At 71.8% G+C, this 19,374-nt stretch carries 18 protein-coding genes; 5 read left to right on the plus strand and 13 right to left on the minus strand.

Going from position 1 to position 19,374, the window contains the following annotated elements; translation table 11 throughout:
- Positions 1 to 36 precede the first annotated feature (36 nt).
- The 3 genes from LR269_RS15235 to LR269_RS15245 form a co-directional block, all read right to left on the minus strand.
- On the minus strand, positions 37 to 2,586 hold the full coding sequence (locus tag LR269_RS15235; RefSeq protein ID WP_231431603.1) for an LGFP repeat-containing protein: 2,550 nt from the start codon (positions 2,584 to 2,586) through the stop codon (positions 37 to 39).
- Between the two features lie 134 nt (positions 2,587 to 2,720).
- Positions 2,721 to 3,554, minus strand: coding sequence for a glycosyltransferase (locus tag LR269_RS15240; RefSeq protein WP_308191659.1), 834 nt, complete (start codon positions 3,552 to 3,554; stop codon positions 2,721 to 2,723).
- A complete protein-coding gene (locus LR269_RS15245; RefSeq protein WP_231431604.1) occupies positions 3,551 to 4,501 on the minus strand; it encodes a glycosyltransferase in 951 nt (316 codons plus the stop codon). The genes LR269_RS15240 and LR269_RS15245 overlap by 4 nt, the downstream gene beginning before the upstream one ends.
- Positions 4,502 to 4,644: 143 nt before the next feature.
- Between LR269_RS15245 and LR269_RS15250 the strand changes: the two genes are divergently transcribed.
- On the plus strand, positions 4,645 to 5,784 hold the full coding sequence (locus tag LR269_RS15250) for a glycosyltransferase (protein WP_231431605.1): 1,140 nt from the start codon (positions 4,645 to 4,647) through the stop codon (positions 5,782 to 5,784).
- 51 nt (positions 5,785 to 5,835) lie between these two features.
- Here LR269_RS15250 and LR269_RS15255 read toward each other — a convergent pair whose 3' ends face one another.
- The 3 genes from LR269_RS15255 to LR269_RS15265 all read right to left on the minus strand — a co-directional run bounded on the left by LR269_RS15255 (position 5,836) and on the right by LR269_RS15265 (position 8,924).
- Positions 5,836 to 7,209 carry an LCP family protein gene (locus tag LR269_RS15255; RefSeq protein ID WP_231431606.1) on the minus strand — a complete coding sequence of 458 codons (1,374 nt, stop codon included), beginning with the start codon at positions 7,207 to 7,209 and terminating at the stop codon, positions 5,836 to 5,838.
- A complete protein-coding gene (purE, locus tag LR269_RS15260) occupies positions 7,206 to 7,673 on the minus strand; it encodes a 5-(carboxyamino)imidazole ribonucleotide mutase (RefSeq protein ID WP_255680535.1) in 468 nt (155 codons plus the stop codon). The genes LR269_RS15255 and purE overlap by 4 nt, the downstream gene beginning before the upstream one ends.
- A gap of 99 nt (positions 7,674 to 7,772) precedes the next feature.
- Positions 7,773 to 8,924 carry a 5-(carboxyamino)imidazole ribonucleotide synthase gene (locus tag LR269_RS15265; protein ID WP_255679981.1) on the minus strand — a complete coding sequence of 384 codons (1,152 nt, stop codon included), beginning with the start codon at positions 8,922 to 8,924 and terminating at the stop codon, positions 7,773 to 7,775.
- A 59-nt stretch (positions 8,925 to 8,983) separates the two neighbouring features.
- On the opposite strand from LR269_RS15265, the gene LR269_RS15270 reads away from it, so the two are divergent.
- Positions 8,984 to 9,643, plus strand: coding sequence for a GtrA family protein (locus tag LR269_RS15270; RefSeq protein ID WP_231431609.1), 660 nt, complete (start codon positions 8,984 to 8,986; stop codon positions 9,641 to 9,643).
- Here the strand turns inward: LR269_RS15270 and LR269_RS15275 are convergent.
- The 3 genes from LR269_RS15275 to LR269_RS15285 all read right to left on the minus strand — a co-directional run bounded on the left by LR269_RS15275 (position 9,601) and on the right by LR269_RS15285 (position 11,967).
- Positions 9,601 to 10,464 (minus strand): DarT ssDNA thymidine ADP-ribosyltransferase family protein, encoded by an 864-nt coding sequence (locus tag LR269_RS15275; protein WP_231431610.1) that lies wholly within the window; start codon positions 10,462 to 10,464, stop codon positions 9,601 to 9,603. The two genes, LR269_RS15270 and LR269_RS15275, sit on opposite strands and share 43 nt — an antisense overlap.
- Before the next feature lie 62 nt (positions 10,465 to 10,526).
- Entirely contained in the window at positions 10,527 to 11,087 is a 561-nt protein-coding gene (locus LR269_RS15280) for a PH domain-containing protein (protein ID WP_231431611.1), read from the minus strand.
- A gap of 7 nt (positions 11,088 to 11,094) precedes the next feature.
- Complete coding sequence (locus LR269_RS15285) at positions 11,095 to 11,967, minus strand: biotin--[acetyl-CoA-carboxylase] ligase (protein WP_231431612.1); 873 nt, start codon at positions 11,965 to 11,967, stop codon at positions 11,095 to 11,097.
- Positions 11,968 to 12,054: 87 nt separating this feature from the next.
- Between LR269_RS15285 and LR269_RS15290 the strand changes: the two genes are divergently transcribed.
- Together LR269_RS15290 and LR269_RS15295 are read left to right on the plus strand one after the other, a co-directional pair.
- The gene (locus tag LR269_RS15290) at positions 12,055 to 13,677 is read left to right on the plus strand and encodes an acyl-CoA carboxylase subunit beta (protein ID WP_231431613.1); all 1,623 of its coding nucleotides are present in this window, start codon (positions 12,055 to 12,057) and stop codon (positions 13,675 to 13,677) included.
- Positions 13,678 to 13,687: 10 nt separating this feature from the next.
- The gene (locus tag LR269_RS15295) at positions 13,688 to 13,960 is read left to right on the plus strand and encodes an acyl-CoA carboxylase epsilon subunit (RefSeq protein ID WP_231431614.1); all 273 of its coding nucleotides are present in this window, start codon (positions 13,688 to 13,690) and stop codon (positions 13,958 to 13,960) included.
- A gap of 286 nt (positions 13,961 to 14,246) precedes the next feature.
- Here LR269_RS15295 and LR269_RS15300 read toward each other — a convergent pair whose 3' ends face one another.
- The 4 genes from LR269_RS15300 to LR269_RS15315 form a co-directional block, all read right to left on the minus strand.
- A complete protein-coding gene (locus LR269_RS15300; protein ID WP_231431615.1) occupies positions 14,247 to 15,257 on the minus strand; it encodes a hypothetical protein in 1,011 nt (336 codons plus the stop codon).
- A complete protein-coding gene (locus tag LR269_RS15305) occupies positions 15,254 to 16,543 on the minus strand; it encodes a sensor histidine kinase (protein WP_231431616.1) in 1,290 nt (429 codons plus the stop codon). Before LR269_RS15305 ends, LR269_RS15300 begins: the two co-directional genes overlap by 4 nt.
- Positions 16,530 to 17,207 carry a response regulator gene (locus tag LR269_RS15310; protein ID WP_231431617.1) on the minus strand — a complete coding sequence of 226 codons (678 nt, stop codon included), beginning with the start codon at positions 17,205 to 17,207 and terminating at the stop codon, positions 16,530 to 16,532. Before LR269_RS15310 ends, LR269_RS15305 begins: the two co-directional genes overlap by 14 nt.
- Before the next feature lie 87 nt (positions 17,208 to 17,294).
- Positions 17,295 to 18,659, minus strand: coding sequence for a class I SAM-dependent RNA methyltransferase (locus LR269_RS15315; RefSeq protein WP_231431618.1), 1,365 nt, complete (start codon positions 18,657 to 18,659; stop codon positions 17,295 to 17,297).
- A gap of 45 nt (positions 18,660 to 18,704) precedes the next feature.
- On the opposite strand from LR269_RS15315, the gene LR269_RS15320 reads away from it, so the two are divergent.
- Positions 18,705 to 19,346: a nucleoside triphosphate pyrophosphatase gene (locus LR269_RS15320; RefSeq protein WP_231431619.1), complete on the plus strand. Its 642-nt coding sequence runs from the start codon at positions 18,705 to 18,707 to the stop codon at positions 19,344 to 19,346.
- The last annotated feature ends 28 nt before the right edge of the window (positions 19,347 to 19,374 follow it).

Raw genomic sequence — 19,374 nt, forward strand, 5'->3', positions numbered from 1 at the left:
CCGGGCCGGTTCAGGTCACCCGGACCGCCGTCGGACTCAGTACTTCACGACACCGCCCGTGCTCGTCCAGCGCAGCCGGACCTTCGCGAACTCCTGCTCGAGCACTCCACCGGTCTTCGACACCGTGCTGTTCTTCGGGTAGCCGAAGGCCTCGGTCCCACCGTTCTGGAAGTAGTACTCGCCGATCGGGCGTGCGATCCGGTCGATCCCCGACGACGGCGACCAGATGAGCCATCCCTTCTGGAACTCCTGGCTCAGGCCGCCGCCCGGCTCCTTGCGCTGCGGCGCGACCGGATAGCCGAGCACGCCGTCGGGGCCGCCGAGCGCGGAATAGGAGGTCGCGATGACCCCGCTCGTCGTCTGGTACCCCGACGCCTCGGACCAGTAGAGCGAGGCGTTCACGAACCGCTGCCCGTAGCCTCCCTTGAACCCGAGGGTGCTCCCGAGGGGATGTCCGAGGGAACCGCTGACTCCGCCACGGCGGAGGTACTCGGTGTTGAGCGTGCTGCGCACGTAATGGATGCTGTACTTCGGCGAGTAGTACAGGCCGCCGCCGGTGAACTGCTGGCTGAGACCGCTGCCCGGCTCCGACTTCTGCGCCGCAGTCGGATAGCCGAGCACACCGCCACCACCGCCGAGCTTCCAATGCGACGTGCCGAGCACGCCGGTCGTGGTTCCGACGCCCTTCGAGGAGACGTACACCCAGGCTTTGCTGAACCACTGGCCGAATCCGCCGTCGGCGTACGACTTCGTGCTGTCGCGCGGAATGCCGTACTTCCCGGTCAGCCCGCCCGCCTTGACGTAGGCCGCGTTCATCGTGTTGAGGACGTAGTGGATGCCGTACGACGAGGAGTAGTAGAGCAGACCCTTCTGGAAGGTCTGGGTCGTCCATCCGTTCGCCGCGGTCTTCGGCGTCGACACCGGGAACCCGAGGAGGCCCGAAGGTCCCTTCAGCGCCGCATACGACTTCCCGATCGCCCCCCAGCTGCGCACGAAGCCCGTGTCGGGCCCCCAGTACAGCCATCCCTTCTGGAACTGCTGGCCGAGGCCGCTGCCGTAGGTCTTCGTGCTGTCGACGGGTGCGCCGAGCGCCCCGGTGACCCCGCCGGCAAGCGCGTATCCGGCCTGCATCTTCGTCAGGACGTAGTGGACTCCCCCGCTCGGCGAGTAGTACAGCACGCCCTTCTGGAAGGCTTGGCTGACCCATCCGTCGCCCGCGGACTTCTGCGCGGCGATCGGGTAGCCGAGAATGCCCGCCGGGCCCTTGAGCGCCTGGTACGACTTCGCGATGGCGCCGGACACACGATGGATGCTCGTCGTCGGCGACGTGTACAACCAGCCGTACTGGAACTGCTGGCCGAAGCCGCCGTTCGGGCCGGCGATGGCACTGTAGACCGGGAAGCCGAGCACTCCCGACGGGCCCTTCAGCGTGGTGTACGACGTGAGGATCTTGCCGGAGACGATGTGGATCTTCGTCGTCGGCGAGTAATAGAGCGAGCCCTTCTGGAACCGCTGGCTCGCCCCTGAGAGCGGTTCGCTCTTCGGGTTCGAGAGCGGGTAGCCGAGCACGCCGGTGGGCCCCTTCAGCGTGATGTACGACCTGCCGACGGTGCCCGCCGTGCGGAAGGCGCCCGTCGTCGAGTGCCAGTAGGCCCATCCGCGCTGGAATTCCTGCCCCGCGCCGCCGTCGGCATAGTGCACGGGCTTGTCCGTCGCCGGCCCCAGGATGCCCGTGGCGCCACCGGTCGAGTTGTAGAGGGAGAGCAGGTTCGGATCGACGGTGTAGCCCCCGGTCGAGCCGAACCAGTCGGTGAACATGCGCCAGAAGTTCCGGTTGCCGTAGCTCGAGCAACCGTCGCCGGTCCCGTACAGGTTCTGCAGCGCCGCGGCATTCGGTCGATACGGCGTGTACAGGTAGAGGCCGGCGGTCGCCTGGTTCTGGATGTAGACCTGCGACGTACCGCACGCGGAGTTCGGGTGCCACTGGATCGTGTTGTACCGGCCGGCCCGGTATGCGCGATCGGGTCGGGCGCGGTACTTCTTGAACTGCCAGGCGGCGTTGTAGAGCTGGTTGAAGAACCCGTAGTAGTTGATGTCGCAGTCCGCCGTATCGGGACAGCCGTAGCCCGTCGCGGACCGGTACTGCCTCGAGGTCGGCCACGTGTCGGTGACGAGCCCCTGCTCCTTCTCGAGCAGGACGAGCAGGCTCTGCGGGTTGATGCCGCATGCGCGCGCCACCTTGTAGATGATGAGCGCGGCGGTCTCGTTCGCCTGACCGGCGTATGCCGAGCAGCCCTCGCTCCGCGCCGGCTGAGACGTCGTCGTCTGCCGATAGCTCTTCAGGCACACGTACCCCGACCGGCAGGTCGGCACCTTCGCGTTGAGGAAGGACTGGATCTGCGCCGCCGTCATCGTGCCGCTGTTGTAGAACACGGCGTCGCTGATGATCATGCCCGGATTGAACGCGGAGCCGACCGCGGCCGTCGCGGGCGCCTCATCGGCGATGCCGTCGGCCGTGGCCAAACCGACGGCCAGAACCAGTGCCGTGACGACCGCGAGCATCCGCCGCTTCAACCCTGTACGCATCTTCCGAACCGTCCCGCCCCCGAACTCCGGTCCCGCCCATGCTATCCATCAGGGCGCTCGAACGGGAGATGCGGGGTTCTCGCGCGCGTCGGACTCACCGACACGACGGCACCGGCGTGCCTGCGCACGGCCGTTCAGTCCGTGCTGCCGCCGCCCGCGATCAGCCGCCGGTAGGCGACCTTGCGAACTCGCTCGGGCACGAACCGGTACGCCCCGCGCACGGTCACGTTGCGCAGGTACTCCCAGCGGCTGGTGAACCGGATCCGACGCAGCGCCCGCTGCAGCTCGAGCTCGCTGCGCCACTGCGCGCGTCCACCGCGGCGCGCGTACGCGCCCGCGCCCACGCGGTACATCACGAGGGGCTCCGCCAGGTTCTCGACCGAGGCCCCGGCGTGGATCATCCTCGCGAACAGCCAGTAGTCCTCCATGAGCCCCAGCGGCTGGTAGCCGCCCGCGCGTTCGACTGCGGCGCGCCGGTACATGACGGTGGGGTGGCTGAACGGGTCGTGGAAGCGTGCGTAGCGCGAGATCTCGTCGTGGCCCGTGCGAGGGGTGCGTCGGGCGACGATCGCCCCGCCGTCGTCGAGGAACTCGAACATGCCGGTGCCGACGAGGTCGACGCCGCCCTCGATCACGGGCAGCTGCCGTGCGAACCGCTCGGGCAGCGAGATGTCGTCCGCGTCCATGCGGGCGACGATCTCGTGCTCGCAGCGCCCGAGGCCGGCCTCCAGAGCGCGCGCGAGCCCGACGTTCTCGTCGATGACGTGGCGCGTGACGGGCACGGGGCTCTCGGCGACGACGCGGTCGATGGCGGCCGCGAGGTCGTCGCCGACGGGGCCGTCCTGCACGAGCACGACCTGCGCCGGCCGGGCGGTCTGGTCGCCGACGCTCGAGGTGAAGGCCTTCGCGAAATGCGTGGCGTCGTCGCCGCGGTACACGGGCATGAGCAGCGAGAAGGGCGTGCTCACGTCGGTTCCACCAGGCGCACCGCGTCGCTCGCGCGGCCGAGCCCGTCGAGCGCCATCGCGTTCGGCCGCGGCCGAGTGCGCGTGCCGTCGCGATAGCCGCGCCGCCAGCCGTCGCGCAGGGTCGTGCGGTCGCTCGACCGTACGACCGTGCGAACCCACCGGCGCACGCTCGAGGCGCCGTAGAGGAGCTTCTCACCCCTCGACAGGCTCGCGGAGCGGCGGAACATCCAGAGCTTGTTGCGCACCTCGTAGTAGAAGCGGGGCCCGGGATCGGCGTCGGTCGCGCCGAGCACCTTCGTCTTGTGCACGACCACGGATGCGGGCACGTGCACGCCCCGCCGGCCGCGCAACGCCCGGGTCGAGTACTCGAAGTCGTCGTTCCAGATGAAGTAGTCGGCGATCGGCAGGCCGACCTCGCGCACGACGTCCGCTCGCACGAGCATCGAGACGAACGAGGTGCTGCGAATCGGGATGCCTCCGCGGCGAGCCGCGGCGATGCGCTCGTCGCGAGCCACGAACGGCTTCTCCCGCGGTGTGTTCATCGGGTGCTCGGTACCGTCGTGCCAGACGACGCGGGAGCCCGCGACGACGAGGTCGGTGCCGTCGACGGCGGCGAGCAGCTCGGCGAGCGACGACGCGGTCGGCACGGTGTCGTCGTCCATGAGCCAGAGCCAGTCGGGTTCGTGGTCGGCGAGGGCGACGGCCATGCCCGCGGCGAACCCCCCGGCCCCGCCCGTGTTGCGCGGCAGCGAGACGAGGTCGACGAGCTCGCCTGCGGCACGCGCCACGTCGGCCGAGTCGTCGGTCGAGGCGTTGTCGACCACGACGACCTTCGCGAGCGCGGCGTGCTGCGTCGCGAGCGCGGCGAGCACCTCGGTCAGGAGGGCTGCGCGGTTGTAGGCGACGACGACGGCGACGACGCGCGGTGGCACAGGTGACGGACTCATCGACTCTCGCTGATCTCGGGATTGCTCCCCACTATCTTGCCCTGTCCCCGACGTCGGACTTTCCACAGCACGGGGCTCTCGCCGGATTCCCGGGTAGCGGCGCGATAGATTGGAGGGTCGCCTGTGACGCTCGAAGGAGGGGCATGCCCACGACGCTTCGGATGATCGTCGACCAAGTGGTCGCGCCGGTTCCCGGCGCAATCGGCCGGTACACCGAGGCGCTGACCGAGTCGCTCATCGCCTCGGCGCCCTCCGGCTGCCAGGTCGAGGGCATCGTCTCGTCATCGCTCCCCGACGACTACGACCGCCTGCTCGCCCGGTTCCCGGGCCTGTCCGGGCTCTACAAGACGAGCCTCGCGCGCCGCGAGCTCGCAGCCGCCTGGCAGTTCGGCCTGACCACGTCGCCCGGCGGCGGCATGGTGCACGCCCCCGGTCTCTTCGCCCCGCTGCGGCGACACGACCGCTCGAGCGGAGACCAGACGGTCGTGACGGTGCACGACCTCCTCGCGTGGACCCACCCCGAGTCGCTCACCGCGACCACGGTCTCGTGGCACAAGGGCATGCTCAAGCGGGCCCGCAAGCACGCCGACGCGGTCGTCGTGCCGACCCATGCGCTCGCCGAGCGGCTCGCGATGGTCGCCGACTTCGGCGACCGCGTCCGGGTCATCGGCACGGCACCGCGGCTCGGCCTGAAGATGCCTCGCGACGCGGCGGACCGGGCCGCCCGGTTCGCACTGCCCCGCGACTACCTCGTGACGAGCGGGTCGCTCGACCCCCGCAGCGGGGTCGTCGACCTGCTCGCGGCGCTCGGCCGTCAGGGCGCCCCCGACGTGCCGCTCGTGGTGCTCGGTCCCGAGAACTGGGGCGAGCTGCACCTCGCGGCGGTCGCCGAAGAGGCCGGCGTCGCGCCCGGGCGGGTACGGGCGCTCGAGCTCGCCGATCCGGCCGACCTGGCGACCGTGCTCTCCGGGGCGACCGCGTACGTCGCGCCGAGCCACGATGAGGGAGCGGGCACGTCCCTCATCGAGGCGTTCCACCTCGGCGTGCCCGTCGTCCACTCCGACACGCCCGCGTACGTCGAGATCTCGGCCGACGCCGGTCGTGCGGTCGAGATCGGCGACGGGGGTGCCGGGTACGCCGAGCGGCTCGCCGGCGCCATCGCCGACGTCGTCGGCGACGCGGACCTCGCCGAACGGCTCTCGGTCGCCGGCACCGACCGCGCGCACGCGTTCAGCTGGCGCGACTCCGCCGAGCGCGTCTGGGCGCTGCACGCCGAGATCTGAGCGGCGCGCGCCGAGGCATCCGAGATGCCGGCGGCCGGGCGGAGGCCCGCCCTACTCGGCCGGCTCCTCGGTCGCCGGCGGCACGACCGCGTCGTGCACGAGCTGCCGGATGTACTCGTAGTCGGGGTCGGTCGGGTCGATGTCGTTCTCGGGTGTGAGCTCCACGTGACCCATCGGCAGCTCCTTGGTCTTCATGCCGAGGTTCACGAAGTACCCGAGCATCGACTGCGGCACGTCGGTCTTCACCGTGTCGGCACCGGCCGACGCGACCTCCTGGAACTTCGCGAGCACGTTCGTCGGGGTGAACTGGCGCAGGATCGCCTCCTGCAGCACGCGCTGGCGCGCCATCCGCTCGTAGTCGCCGCCGGCCACCCCGTAGCGCGCCCGGCCGTACCAGAGCGCGTGATAGCCGTCGAGATGCTGCTGCCCCGGCTCGATCCAGCCGTCGACCCCGTTGTTGTCCTCGTCGCCGCCGATCGGGATGCGCGTCTCGACGTCGATGTCGACACCGCCGAGCGCGTTGATGAGCGCCTCGAAGCCCTGCATGTCGATGAGCGCGTAGTACTGGATGTCGAGCCCCGTGATGCCCTCGGCCGCGTCGCGCATGCCCTCGATGCCCGGCTCCGACCCCTCGGCCACGGCGTTCGGATACATCTCGGGGCTCTTGAGCTCCACCTCGGTGTAGACCGAGTTGAGCTGGCAGACGTCGACCTCGCAGCCGTCGATCGCGCCGTAGCCCTCGGGATAGACGTCGGCGAGCGGCGACCCCTCGGGGAACGGGAAGTACTCGAGGTCGCGCGGCAGACCGATCGTGACGGCCGCGCCGGTCTCGGCGTCGATCGACACGACCGACATGCTGTCGGGGCGCATGCCCTCGCGGTCGGGTCCGGAGTCGCCGCCGAGCAGCAGGATGTTGTAGCGGCCGTTCTCGTCGGGCGGCTCGGTGGGGCCGGCGACGAACATCGACGAGATCAGTCCGCTCGCGGTGATCGAGAGGTACGCGCCGTAGGCCGCGCCGCCCGAGAGGAAGACCATGACGAGCGTCGTCAGCCCCGCGATCCAGCCGCGAGCGGAGGGCGCCGTCTTCACGATGCGCACGAGCCGGAGCGTGTCGAGGGTCAACACCACCCAGAGCACGCCGTAGAAGAGGAGCGCGAGCGCGACGAGCCACAGGCTCCACGTCGTCGTGAACAGCGTGAACAGCGCCGAACGCCAGAAGAACCAGGCGACGAGCGCGAGGATCGCGAGCGCCCAGAGCACGAGGGTGGCGCCGAGCCCGAAGCGGCCGAGTCGACGATTGCCCGCGAGCACCTGCGGTGCGCCCGGGATGAGGAAGTTGAGGACGACGAGCCACCAGCCGCGGCGGGTCATCACGGTGCGCGACGCGACATCCGGGTACCGGATGGGGCTTGCTGCCACGCTCATCGCGTCTGCTTCAGCCGTTCGTTCTTCTGCTCGACGAGCGCCGCGAGGTCGCGGGCGTAGGTGTCGAGGGCCGCTCGCAGGGCGGGGTCGGACGCGCCGAGCACGCGCACGGCGTAGAGGCCGGCGTTCTTGGCCCCGCCGATCGCCATGGTCGCGACGGGGATGCCTCCTGGCATCTGCACGATCGACAGCAGCGAGTCGAGGCCGTCGAGCTTCGCCAGCGGCACGGGCACCCCGATGACCGGCAGCGTCGTGACCGAGGCGAGCATGCCCGGCAGGTGAGCTGCGCCGCCTGCGCCGGCGATGATGACCTTGAGGCCGCGCGCGGCCGCCTGCTTGCCGTAGTCGATCATCTTCTCGGGCGTGCGGTGCGCCGAGACGACCTCGACCTCGTGGGCGATGCCGAACTCGTCGAGCACGGCGGAGGCGTCGCGCATGACGCTCCAGTCGGAGTCCGACCCCATCACGACGCCGACGAGCGGGCTGGTGTTCGTCTCAGTCACTTGATCGAGTGTACGGCCGGGCGCTGGGAGAACCCCGCAACGCCCCACCGCGGGTCGACGTCAGTCTTGGAAGAATGCCGCCGCCGCCCGCGCCTCGTAGACGACGGCGTCGAGGTCGTCGCCCGTCGCGGTGACGTGGCCGATCTTGCGGCCGGGGCGCGGCGCCTTGCCGTAGTTGTGCACCTTCACCGTCGGGTGCCCTGCGAGCGCCTCGGCGTAGCGGTCGGTGAGCGAGCCCTCGGCGGGACCTCCGAGCACGTTGACCATGACCGACCACTCGTCGCGTGTGCCGGTGGCGCCGAGCGGCAGGTCGAGCACCGCGCGCAGGTGCTGCTCGAACTGTCCGGTCGTCGCCCCGTCCATCGACCAGTGCCCGCTGTTGTGCGGGCGCATCGCGAGCTCGTTCACGAGGATGCGGTCGTCGGTCGTCTCGAAGAGCTCGACGGCGAGCACGCCCGTGACGCCGAGTCCCTCGGCGATCGTGACGGCCACGTCGGCCGCGACCTCCGCGAGCCGCCCGGCCGAGCGCGGCGCGGGGGCGATCACCTCGCTGCAGACCCCGCCGACCTGGACGGTCTCGACCACGGGCCAGGCCGCGATCTCACCGCTCGGCCGCCTCGCGACGAGCTGTGCGAGCTCGCGGCGGAAGTCGACGAGCTCCTCGACGAGGAGCGCACCCTGCCGGCCGTCCTCGACGATGGTGGAGAACCACTCGGCGACCTCGCCGGCACTGCGCACGACCTTGACGCCCTTGCCGTCGTAGCCGCCCCGCGGCGTCTTCACGACGGCGGCGCCGCCGTGGTCGGCGATGAACGCGTCGAGCTCGTCGGCCGTCTCGATGCGCGCCCAGTCGGGCACCGGGAGGCCCAGCTCGGAGAGCCGCTCGCGCATGAGCAGCTTGTCCTGCGCGAAGCGCAGCGCGTCGGGGCCGGGGCGCACCGGGACACCGGCGTCGACCATCGCGCGGAGCACGTCCTGCGGCACATGCTCGTGGTCGAACGTGATCACGTCGACCTCGCTCGCGAACTCGAGCACGGTGGCCGTGTCGGTGTAGTCGCCGACCCGGTCGGCGGCGAGCTCGGCCGACATGCCCTCCTGCTCGGCGAGCACCCGGAGTTCGACGCCGAGCTCGATCGCCGCGGGAATCATCATTCGGGCCAGCTGTCCGCCGCCGATCACACCGACCCGCACTCCGTGCACCCCTGTTCTCATCGCAGTGGCGCCCGGCCGACGCCCAGTTCAGTCTACGGGTCGGGGAATATGATGTGGCGGTGTCCACCGTCGCGCCCGATCGCCCCGCAGGGCTCGCCGCACGCGCCTGGCACGGCCTGCTCGCCTACGCGCTGAAGTTCGGCGTCGTCGGCCTCATCGGGCTCGTGATCGACGTGGCGCTCTTCAACGCGCTGCGCCTCGGCATGTTCGGGGCCGACGGCTGGGCGCAGTCGGCGATCGGCGCGAAGACGATCTCGACGAGCGTCGCGATCGTCTTCAACTGGCTCGGCAACCGGTACTGGACGTTCCGCAAGCACCGGCGGCGCAACTACCTCCGCGAGTTCGCCGAGTACGTGGTCGTGTCGCTCGGCGGCATGGCGATCTCGCTCGCGTGCCTCTGGATCAGCCACCACGCCCTCGGGCTCACGAACCTCGTGGCCGACAACGTCTCGTCCAACGTCATCGGCCTCGGCCTCGGCACTGCGTTCCGCTTCGTGCTGTACCGGTACTGGGTCTACGGGCACCACCGCTCCGACGGGCTCTCGCAGGTCGATCGCGTCGAAGAGGCGCAGCGCGCCATCTTCGAGGAGCCGACGTCGCAGGAGCCCGCCGAGGAGGTCTCGGGGCACCGGCCGGACGAGAGCGGGACGTCGCAGGACCGCGCCCCCGAGACCGGTCAGACCACGTCGTCGCCGGCGGGCAGGAACCAGGGCGGGTAGACCGCGACGCGGGCGCGCACGCCGACGGCGGCGAGCGCCGACCGCACGCGGTCGCGCACCTTCTCGTTGGCGACGGCGATGAGGGCGATCCGCTCGAGGGGCACGTCGCCGCGGACGAGGAGCTCGGCCGTCGCGAGGCGTGCGGTCTCGTCGTCGTGCGCGAGCCGGCGGAGCAGTCGCTCGACGTCGGCCCACTCCGCCACGACCTGCGCGCCGGGGAGCGACGCGTCGGTCGCACTGGCGGCGATCGTTCCGGAGGCGGTGAGCGCCCCGCGGGCCGCGGCGACCGAGCCGACCAGCAGCACGTGGTCGGCCGCTGGTCGCTCGACGGCGTCGGCGCGGAGGCGGGGATCGGGCGTCCCGGTGCGCACGGCGTCCCACACATGGGCGTCGGGGGTGAGCAGGAACGGCACGTAGTCGGCGAGCACGGCGTCCGTGCCGGGTACCTCGGCGGTACGACGGTACTCGCGGACCGCCGGGGCGGCGATGTCGACGACCGGGTTCGCTCCGCCGGAATCGGGCACGATCGCGCCCGAACCGAGGATCTTCGCGAGGTTGTCGAGATGGGTCACGTGGTAGATGCGCATCGTGCCGACCTCGAGCGGCGGCGCCGTGAGCGGGCGTGCCGACGAGGAGGGACGGCTCGACGGCCGTGACGCCTCGGCCGTCGCCGTCCGGGTCGAGTGCGTCGCCGTGCGCGCGTTCTCACGCGTCGATCCGCGTACCGGCGACGTCGTCGTCGCCGTCGGCTCGGGCTGCTTCGGGGGGAAGCAGGTGGCGCAGAGCCCTTCGTCGAAACCGTGGATGCATTCGTCGGCCAATTGGAACCCTTCATCGTGCGGCTCGCTCGGGTGCGCGAGAGCCGCCCGACAACATTACGCGCTCAGCGGCCGCCCCACGCCACGGTGTCGCCGTCGAGTACGCCGGGCATGACCTGGGCGCCGCCGAACGGAGTCCGGTGGGCGTCCTCCATGAGCTCGTGGAGCGCGGACTGCACGAGCTGCGGCTTCGGCAGGTCGCGCAGCACGACGGGCTCCTCGTGTCCGACGTCGATGCGCACGTCGCCTGAGCCGAACATGCTCTGGCCAGGGGTCTTCCGCACGGTGACCTCCCGCACACGGGCGTGCGCGATCTCGTTGCGCACCCGCACGAAGACCCCGCGTCGCATGATGATGCGCCGGGTCGTGATCGTGGTCCGGCCGGTGAGCCAGGCGAGGTACGGCAGCAGGCAGCCGAGCACGATGACGAGGAGCGCGCCGGCGCCGATCGCGAGCAGCTGCCACGACTCGTCGACGAGGCCGACCGCATAGCCCGAGGCCGCCGAGACCGCGATGAGCAGCAGCACGGGGAGGATCAGCACGCGCGCGTGGCGACGCAGCCGTGCCACGACCCGCTCGGGCGGGACGGTCGGCGCGGCCGTCACCGGCGCGTCGGCTCTCGTCATACGCCCATTAATAGCGCAGGTGGGTCACGTCGCCCGCGGCGACAGACCACGGCTCACCGTTCTCGCGGTCGATCACGACGAGCCGGCCGTCGGCGTCGAGCCGTTCGGCCAGGCCGAGCAGCTCGCGATCGCCGGGCAGCTCGACCCGCACCTCGGCGCCGATCGTGCCGCACAGCGCCGTCACCCTGCGGTCGATGCCGGCGACGGCCGCGTCGGCGCCGGCACGGCAGAAGTCGTCGAACATCGCGAGGAACCGCCCGAGGTAGTCGGCGAGCACGGCGTCGCCGTCGGGGCGCACGCCCGTCGCCAGGAGGAGCGAGGTCGACGTGAGCGTCGGCAGGTCGTGCTCGTCGAGGGTCAGGTTGAGCCCGGCGCCGACGACGACGGCGGGCGGCTCGTCGGCGACGCCCTGCACGAGTTCCGACAGGATGCCGCAGATCTTGTAGTCCGAGACGAGCACGTCGTTCGGCCACTTCAACTCGACCGACACGCCCCCCGAGCGGTCGTCGGCGTCGTACTCGGGGTCGCTCGCGGCGACGACGGATTCGGCGGCGTCGACCGCCGCGCGCACGGCCTCGGTCATCGCCGCCCCCGCCATGAGCGGGATCCAGCCGAACGCGTCGGGCGGGAACACGCGGCCGCCGGGCAGCTCCGGCCTGAGCAGGAGCGAGATCGCGAGCGTCTTGCCCGTGGGGGCGAGCCACGTGCGGCCGAGACGGCCGCGGCCCCTCGTCTGGTTGTCGGTGACGATGACCGAGCCGTGCGGCCAGGCCGCGGCATCCTCGCCCGTGGCCGCCGCGCGCAGCTCGTCGTTCGTCGACCCCGCCTCGTCGAGGAATTCGAAGCGCGGCACCGCCGCGCGCGATCGCTCCCATCCCATGACACACACCCTAGCCACGCGGCGACCTCGTTCCCTTCGACAAGGTCAGGGGGCGAGGTTGTGGAAAACCTCAACGAAGTCGCCCGGATGCTCGCCGGTAGAGTGAACGACGTGACCGAAGCGACTGACGGCCCCGACCTCTCCACGACCGCCGGCAAGCTGGCCGACCTCAAGCTGCGCTACCACGAAGCGGTGACCGCGTCGGGCGAGGCGGCGATCGAGAAGCAGCACGCCAAGGGCAAGATGACCGCGCGCGAGCGCATCGCCGAGCTCCTCGACCCGGGCTCGTTCGTCGAGTTCGACGAGTTCGTGCGCCACCGCACCCACGCCTTCGGCATGGACGCGAAGCGGCCCTACGGCGACTCGGTCGTCATCGGCACTGGAACCATCCACGGGCGCCAGGTCGCGGTGTACTCGCAGGACTTCACGATCTTCGGCGGCTCGCTCGGCGAGGTGGCCGGCGAGAAGATCATCAAGATCATGGAGCACGCCATCAAGGTGGGCGTGCCGATCATCGGCATCCTCGACTCGGGCGGCGCGCGCATCCAAGAGGGCGTGGTCGCACTCGGCAAGTACGGCGAGATCTTCCGCCGCAACACGCAGGCGTCCGGCGTCATCCCCCAGATCTCGATCATCTGCGGCCCCGCCGCGGGCGGCGCGGTCTACTCCCCCGCGCTCACCGACTTCGTGATCATGGTCGACAAGACGAGCCAGATGTTCGTCACGGGCCCCGACGTCATCAAGACGGTGACCGGCGAAGACGTCGGCATGGAGGAGCTGGGCGGCGCGCTCACGCACAACACGGTCTCGGGCGTCGCGCACTACCTCGCGAGCGACGAGTCCGACGCGCTCGACTACGCGCGCACGCTCGTCTCGTTCCTCCCCGACAACAACATGACCGACGCGCCCGTCTACGACTCCGAGGTCGAGCTCGAGATCACCGACGACGACAAGCGGCTGAACACGATCATCCCCGACTCGCCCAACCAGCCGTACGACATGCACGCGGTCATCGAGGGCGTCGTCGACCACGGCGACTTCCTCGAGGTGCAGCCGCTCTACGCGCCGAACATCGTCGTCGGCTTCGCCCGCGTCGAGGGCCGCACCGTCGGCATCATCGCGAACCAGCCCTCGCAGATGGCCGGCACGCTCAACATCGCCGCGGGCGAGAAGGCGTCGCGCTTCGTCAGGTTCTGCGACGCGTTCTCGATCCCGATCCTCACCCTCGTCGACGTGCCCGGCTACCTGCCGGGCACCGACCAGGAGTGGACCGGGGTCATCCGCCGCGGTGCGAAGCTGCTCTACGCCTACGCCGAGGCGACCGTGCCGCTCGTGACCGTCATCACCCGCAAGGCCTACGGCGGCGCCTACATCGTCATGGGCTCGAAGCAGCTCGGCGCCGACATCAACCTCGCGTGGCCGACGGCCGAGATCGCGGTGATGGGCGGCCAGGGGGCTGTCAACATCCTCTATCGCGGTGAGATCAAGCGCGCCGAGGAGGCCGGCGAAGACGTGGCGGCGGTGCGCACGAAGCTCGCGAACGAGTACACGTACAACGTGGCCTCGCCGTTCCTCGCCGCCGAGCGCGGTGAGCTCGACGGCGTCATCGAGCCCGCTGCCACCCGCGTCGCCGTCGTGAAGGCGCTGCGCGCCCTGCGCACGAAGCGCGCGAGCCTCCCGTCGAAGAAGCACGGGAACATCCCGCTGTAGGGGGCCGGCCATGAACGATCACGATTCGGATGCCTCGGCCGGAGCCGTCGCAGACCGCCAGGCCGACCCTCGGGCGGCCGACCTCCGCATCCTCACGCCCGTGAGCGACGAGGAGGCGGCAGCCGTGACCGCGGTGCTGCTCTCGGCCGTCGACGCCGAGGCCGCCGGCGACGCTTCGGCCGCCGAGGCCGAACCCGGTCGCCACCCCTGGGTGCGATCGAGCCGCGCCTTCCGCAGCCCGGTCGAGGTCGGCCCCGGCCGATGGGTGCGCTCGGCACGCTGAGCGCGCGTGTCCCCCGATACGCGAGGACGGCCCGAACCCGTCTCGCGCCGGGGGCGCACGATGCCGTCGTCTCGTGTACCTCGCAGGGGGGACCGGGGTGTCCCCCGAAATGCTGACTGGTATCGGGCTTGCGGATCGGGAAGTATTGATTCTGCAGGCTCCACTGGAGCCGCCACAGTCATCGGTCGGGTAACCGATGACCTGTTGGGGGCGAGCCAGGGCGATATTCGGGTTGTCGCCGTGGCTCGGGCTTGAGGGGGACCGATCGAGGATCGGTCCCCCTCCTTCATTCCCGCGGGATCTCGAGCCAGAGCTCGACGTCGAGGTCGTCGGTGTCCCCCATGCCGGCTTCGGACTCACCGCTCTCGACCAGGCCGACGACCGTCACGGCGGTGGGCGAGCCCTCCGCCGCGGTCCGCGCGATGATCCGATCGGCCTGCGAGCCGGCGATCGCCTCCGCCAGCTGCGAGAGCACGCGGTCGCGGGCGGACTCGTCGAGGTCGTCGATGCCGCCCTCGTCGAGGAGCGTCACGTCGATGCCTCGCTGGCGCGCCCGGTGCACCTCGACGCGAACGGCGTCGGTGAGCAGCATCCGACCCCTGATCTCGTCTCGCACCGTCGCCTCGAGCAGGCGGCACTCGGCACGCTGGGCCTCGTCGAGCCGGCCGTCGAGGTCGGAGATGCGGCGCAGCATCGGGGCGGCGACGCGGTTCGTGTGCGCCAGCCGCATGCGGCCCTCGAACAGGTGCGCGTCCTGCGCCGCCTGCCAGGCGGCGGCCTCGCGCTCGGCCTGCGCGTACCGGCGGGTCTCGCGGCCCGCGCTCGTGAGCGCGCTCGTGAGCATGTGGGCGATCGCCACCCACACGATGCTGCCGATCACGCCGAGCGAGCCCAGTGCCAACGGTCCCGCCCAGATGACGGTCTGCACGGCGAGCGCGCCGACGCCGAGCCAGGCCGTGACGAGCCGGCGACGCGCCGCGGCGATGGTCATGAGGGTGCCGACCGCAGCGACGTACCAGGTCGCGTAGCCGTTGTCGGCGGACGGATCGAGCTGGCCGGTGACGAGCACCGGCACGACGATGCTCACGGCGAGGTCGAAGGCGGCCAGCCAGTCGGGCATGCGGATGCGACGTGTCGGCCAGAGGCTCATGGTCGTCGCCGCCGCGTAGAGCACGAGCGCGGCGGCCGCGGGCCACGGCGACGCAGGCACGCCGATCGAGTAGATGCCGAGGACGACGTGGTAGGCCGAGAAGAGCGCGCCGAGCACGAGCAGGAGCCAGCGCGGGATCGTGATCACGTGTCGGCCCCCTCGCCGTCCTCGGCCGGCCCGCCCAGCCGGCCCGTCTCCGTCCGCGGCGCGTGCCCGGCCCCCGCCGGCCATGCCAGCGTCACGTTCGTGCCGTGGCCGGGCCGTGAGTCGATGTCTGCGCTGCCGCCGACGTTCGACATCCGCTCCTCGATCGAGACCCGGAGGCCCAGCCGCACCGGCGGCACCGCCGCGATGTCGAACCCGACGCCGTTGTCGGAGATCTCGATGACGCAGCCGCCCGCCCGAACTCCTCGGATGCGGATGTCGCGACGGACCCGGCGGCCCGGCTCACCGGCGTGCTGCAGGCTGTTGACCATCGCCTGCACCGAGGCGGTGTAGAGCGCATCGATCGCCTCGACCGGCAACTCGACGCCCGCCGCGTTGACGACGCGCACCGTGAACGGCGTCGAGAACGTCGTGAGGGCGGCGCGCAGGCGACGCACGAGCACGGCGAGCCCGACCCGGTCGAGCGCCCGTGGTCCGGTCGCACCCGCCTCGTCGAGCCGGTGCAGCGCGTCGCGCGCCATCCTCGCGGCGAGCTGCTGCTCGCCCGGCGTGGTCGCCGCGGCGGCCGACAGCAGCGTCGTGAGCACGCTGTCGTGCACGAGGGCGTCGACCTTGATCCGCTCCGTCTCGGTGGCGTGCTGCCTGGCGGCGAGGTCGTATCGCTCGAGCGCCGCCTCCTGCGCGTTGTCGACCGACTCGGCGGCCTCGCGGAGCATCGTGATGATCGCGAGCACCACGACGCCGAGCACCATCGCGTAGACCGCGTCGAGCACGGCGAGCAGCGGTGGCGCCCCGCCGCCGGACGGCGTGGCGCGGATCACCCCGTAGATCGCCGGCACGACGAACGTGTACGCGGCCGCCCAGACCGGCGGCAGGGCGACGACGGCGGCGGTCGTCGCGACGGTGCAGAGGTAGTAGAGCCATGGGGTCGATCCGTCGAGCGCCTCGGTGTCGGTGACGAGCAACGGCCAGACGATGAGCGCGACCGCGTAGAGCCCGGCGAAGACGAGGCACGCGACCCGCACGGCCGACTTCATGACGGTCGCCACGGCGAGCGCGGCGATCGCCCCGTAGAGCCCCGCCATGAGCGCGGCCCCTGAGCCCCGCCCGAGCGCATCGGCCTGCGCGAGCGCGAGCGGCACCGTCTGCGCGCCGAACACGAGGCCGAACAGCCCGAGCGCCCGGGAGACGATCGTCTCGACCTGGGCCCGGGTCACGGTGGCACGGCGCCGCGCGAGGCGGGGCACCCGCCATTCAGGCGCGGGCATCTCCGCCGTCGGAGTCGAGCCCTGGCAGGATGCCGTCTTCGACCGCCCGACGCAGCAGGTCGACCTTCGTGGGGGCGGGCCGCCCGACCTCGACGTACTTCGCACGGATGCGGTCGAGGTATTCACGGGCGGTGGAGTGCGCGATGCCGAGCTGGATCGCGACCGCCTTGAGGGGCAGCCCCGAGGCGTAGAGGTGCAGCACGTCGCGTTCGCGCCGGCCGAGCTGCGCCTTCGCGAAGTCGCGATCGGCCTCGATCGCGCTCGCCCACTCGACGTTGTTCAGCACGCCGCCGCCGGCGACCGTCGCGATCGCGGCGATGACCGCGGACATCGGAGAGGCCTTCGGGATGACGCCCGCGGCACCGGCGGCGAGGGACTCGCGCACCGCCGCGACGCGGTCGGCGATGCTGTGCACGAGCACGGCGCTGCCGGTGCGGAGGACGGCCCGCACGTTCTCGGTCACGGTCGTGCCGTCGCCGAGCGAGAGGTCGAGCACCACGACGTCGCACGGACGCCCGTCGATGACGGGGATCAGGCTCGCGACGTCGGCCGTGTCGGCCACCACGACGTACCCGGCGGACTCGCAGGCGGCCCGGAGGCCGAGCCGCACGGCCTCGTGGTCGTCGACGATCGCCACGGTCGCCGGATGCGCGCCGTCTGCCACGAGGTCCCCCTTCTCGTCGGTTGCGGGCTCGAGTACACGATAGCGCTCGAGCAGCCCGCCGGCCGCGTCGCGGCGTGCGGCCCCGAGCTACTCGTGCACCGTCAGCCGGGCCACCGCCTCGACGTGATGGGTGTTGGGGAAGAGGTCGAACGCGCGAAGCTCGTCGAGCCCGTAGCCGTGCTCGCGCAGGAGCCCGATGTCGCGGGCGAGCGCGACCGGGTCGCAGGCGACGTAGACGAGCTGGCGCGGACGGAGCTCGGCGAGCCGGTCGACGACCTGCCGCCCCGCGCCCGACCGCGGCGGATCGAGCACCACCGTGGCGGCGCGCAGGCGGTCGCGCTCGGTGCGCCCCGCGCTCGCGGCGAGCTCGTCGAGGTAGCGGTCGACGCGCCCCGTCAGCGCCCGGGCGCCGACCCAGTCCGCGAGGTTGGCGCCGGCGTGCTCGGTCGCGCGGGCGTCGGACTCGACGCTCGTGATCCGCACCGTCTCGCCGAAGCGGTCTCCGACGGCGGCCGCGAGCAGGCCGACGCCGCCGTAGAGGTCGTGGTTCGCGGCGCGGGGGTCGAACAGGTCGGCGTCGACGAGCTGCTGCACTGCCGCGGTCAGGGTGGCGGCGGCGGCGCGGTGCACCTGCCAGAAGCCGCCCCGGTCGAGCCCGAAGACACGATCCCCGACCTGCTCCTCGACGCGCTGGCGGCGTCCGCCCCGCGTCGTCTCGCCGGTGTCGACGACGACCCACGGGTTTCCGACCGAGGGAGCGACGAGGTCGACGGCATGCGCCCCGGCGAAACGCTCGTCGAGGGGCGCGAGAGGGGCCAGTTCGGGCACGGCGAGCGGGACGGACGCGACGGGCACCACCCGGTGGCTCCGAGCGGCGTACGGGCCGACTCGGCCCTCGGCGTCGACCTGCAGTCGCAGTCGAGTGCGCCAGCCCGTGCCGAGCTCGGCATCGGCTCCCGGCGCGAGTGCGGGGTCGACCGCCTCGACCTCGACGGCCCGTTCGATCCCGCCGAACCGCGCGAGGGCGTCGACGAGCACCTCGGCCTTCAGCGCACGCTGGCGCGCCATGGCGATGTGGCCGAATTCGGCGCCGCCCGCGCGGCGCTCGGGGGCGCGGTCGACGCCCGCCTCGGACCACGGGTGCTCGCGGCGGTCGGCCGAGGCGTCGAGCACCTCGAGCGTGTCGGCGCGCCAGAAGCTCGCCTTGCCGCTGTCGCTCACACGGGCGCGGACGCGCTCGCCCGGGATGGCGTCGGCGACGAACACGACCCGACCCTCATGCCGTGCGACGGCGACACCGCCGTGGGCGATGCGCTCGACGTCGAGCTCGAGCACCGGCCCGTCGAGCCGGGGCTCGGCGGGGGCCGGGCGGGGCGTGCGGCGCGCAGTCGTGCCGGTTCCCGCCGGGCGGCGGCGCGAGCGGTCGGTGCGTCGACGATCGGGATTCACCATGCGTCGAGCATTCCACAGCAGCCTGACCGCGGGCAGGATGGGAGGATGCGCCTCTACCTCGCCTCGACGTCGCCCGCCCGCCTGCAGACCCTGCGTGCGGCGGGCATCGAGCCGATCGCGGTGCCGCCCGGCGTCGACGAGGAGGCCGCCGTCGCGGCGCACGAGGCCGACCACGGGCCGCTCGCCGCGCGCGACATGGTGCAGCTTCTCGCCCGCGCGAAGGCCGAGGCCCTCGTGGGCGCCGAGCCCGGCGGCGAGCCGATCGACGGGCTCATCCTCGGCGGGGACTCGGCGTTCCTCACGAGCGGCGCGATCCACGGCAAGCCGCACACGCCCGAGGTCGCGAAGGCGCGCTGGCTCGCCCAGAACGGCGGGCACGGCGACCTCTGGTCGGGGCACTGGCTCATCGACCACCGCGACGGCCGGGTGAACGGCGCGGTCGGGCGCCCCGATGTCGCGACCGTGCGGTTCGCGGCCCTCGACGAGGCCGAGATCGACGCGTACATCGCGTCGGGTGAGCCGCTCCTCGTCGCGGGCGCGTTCACGGTCGACTCGCTCGGCGGGCCGTTCATCCGACGGGTCGAGGGCGATCCGTCGACGGTCGTGGGCCTCTCGTTGTCGACTCTGCGCGACCTCGTCCGCGAACTCGGCGTCGACTGGACCTCGCTGTGGAACCGCGCGGGCTGATCGCGCGATTGTCGACTGCCGCAAGAGA

It is taken from the genome of Agromyces sp. S2-1-8, from assembly GCF_021129215.1.
Classification (GTDB): Bacteria; Actinomycetota; Actinomycetes; order Actinomycetales; family Microbacteriaceae; genus Agromyces; species Agromyces chromiiresistens.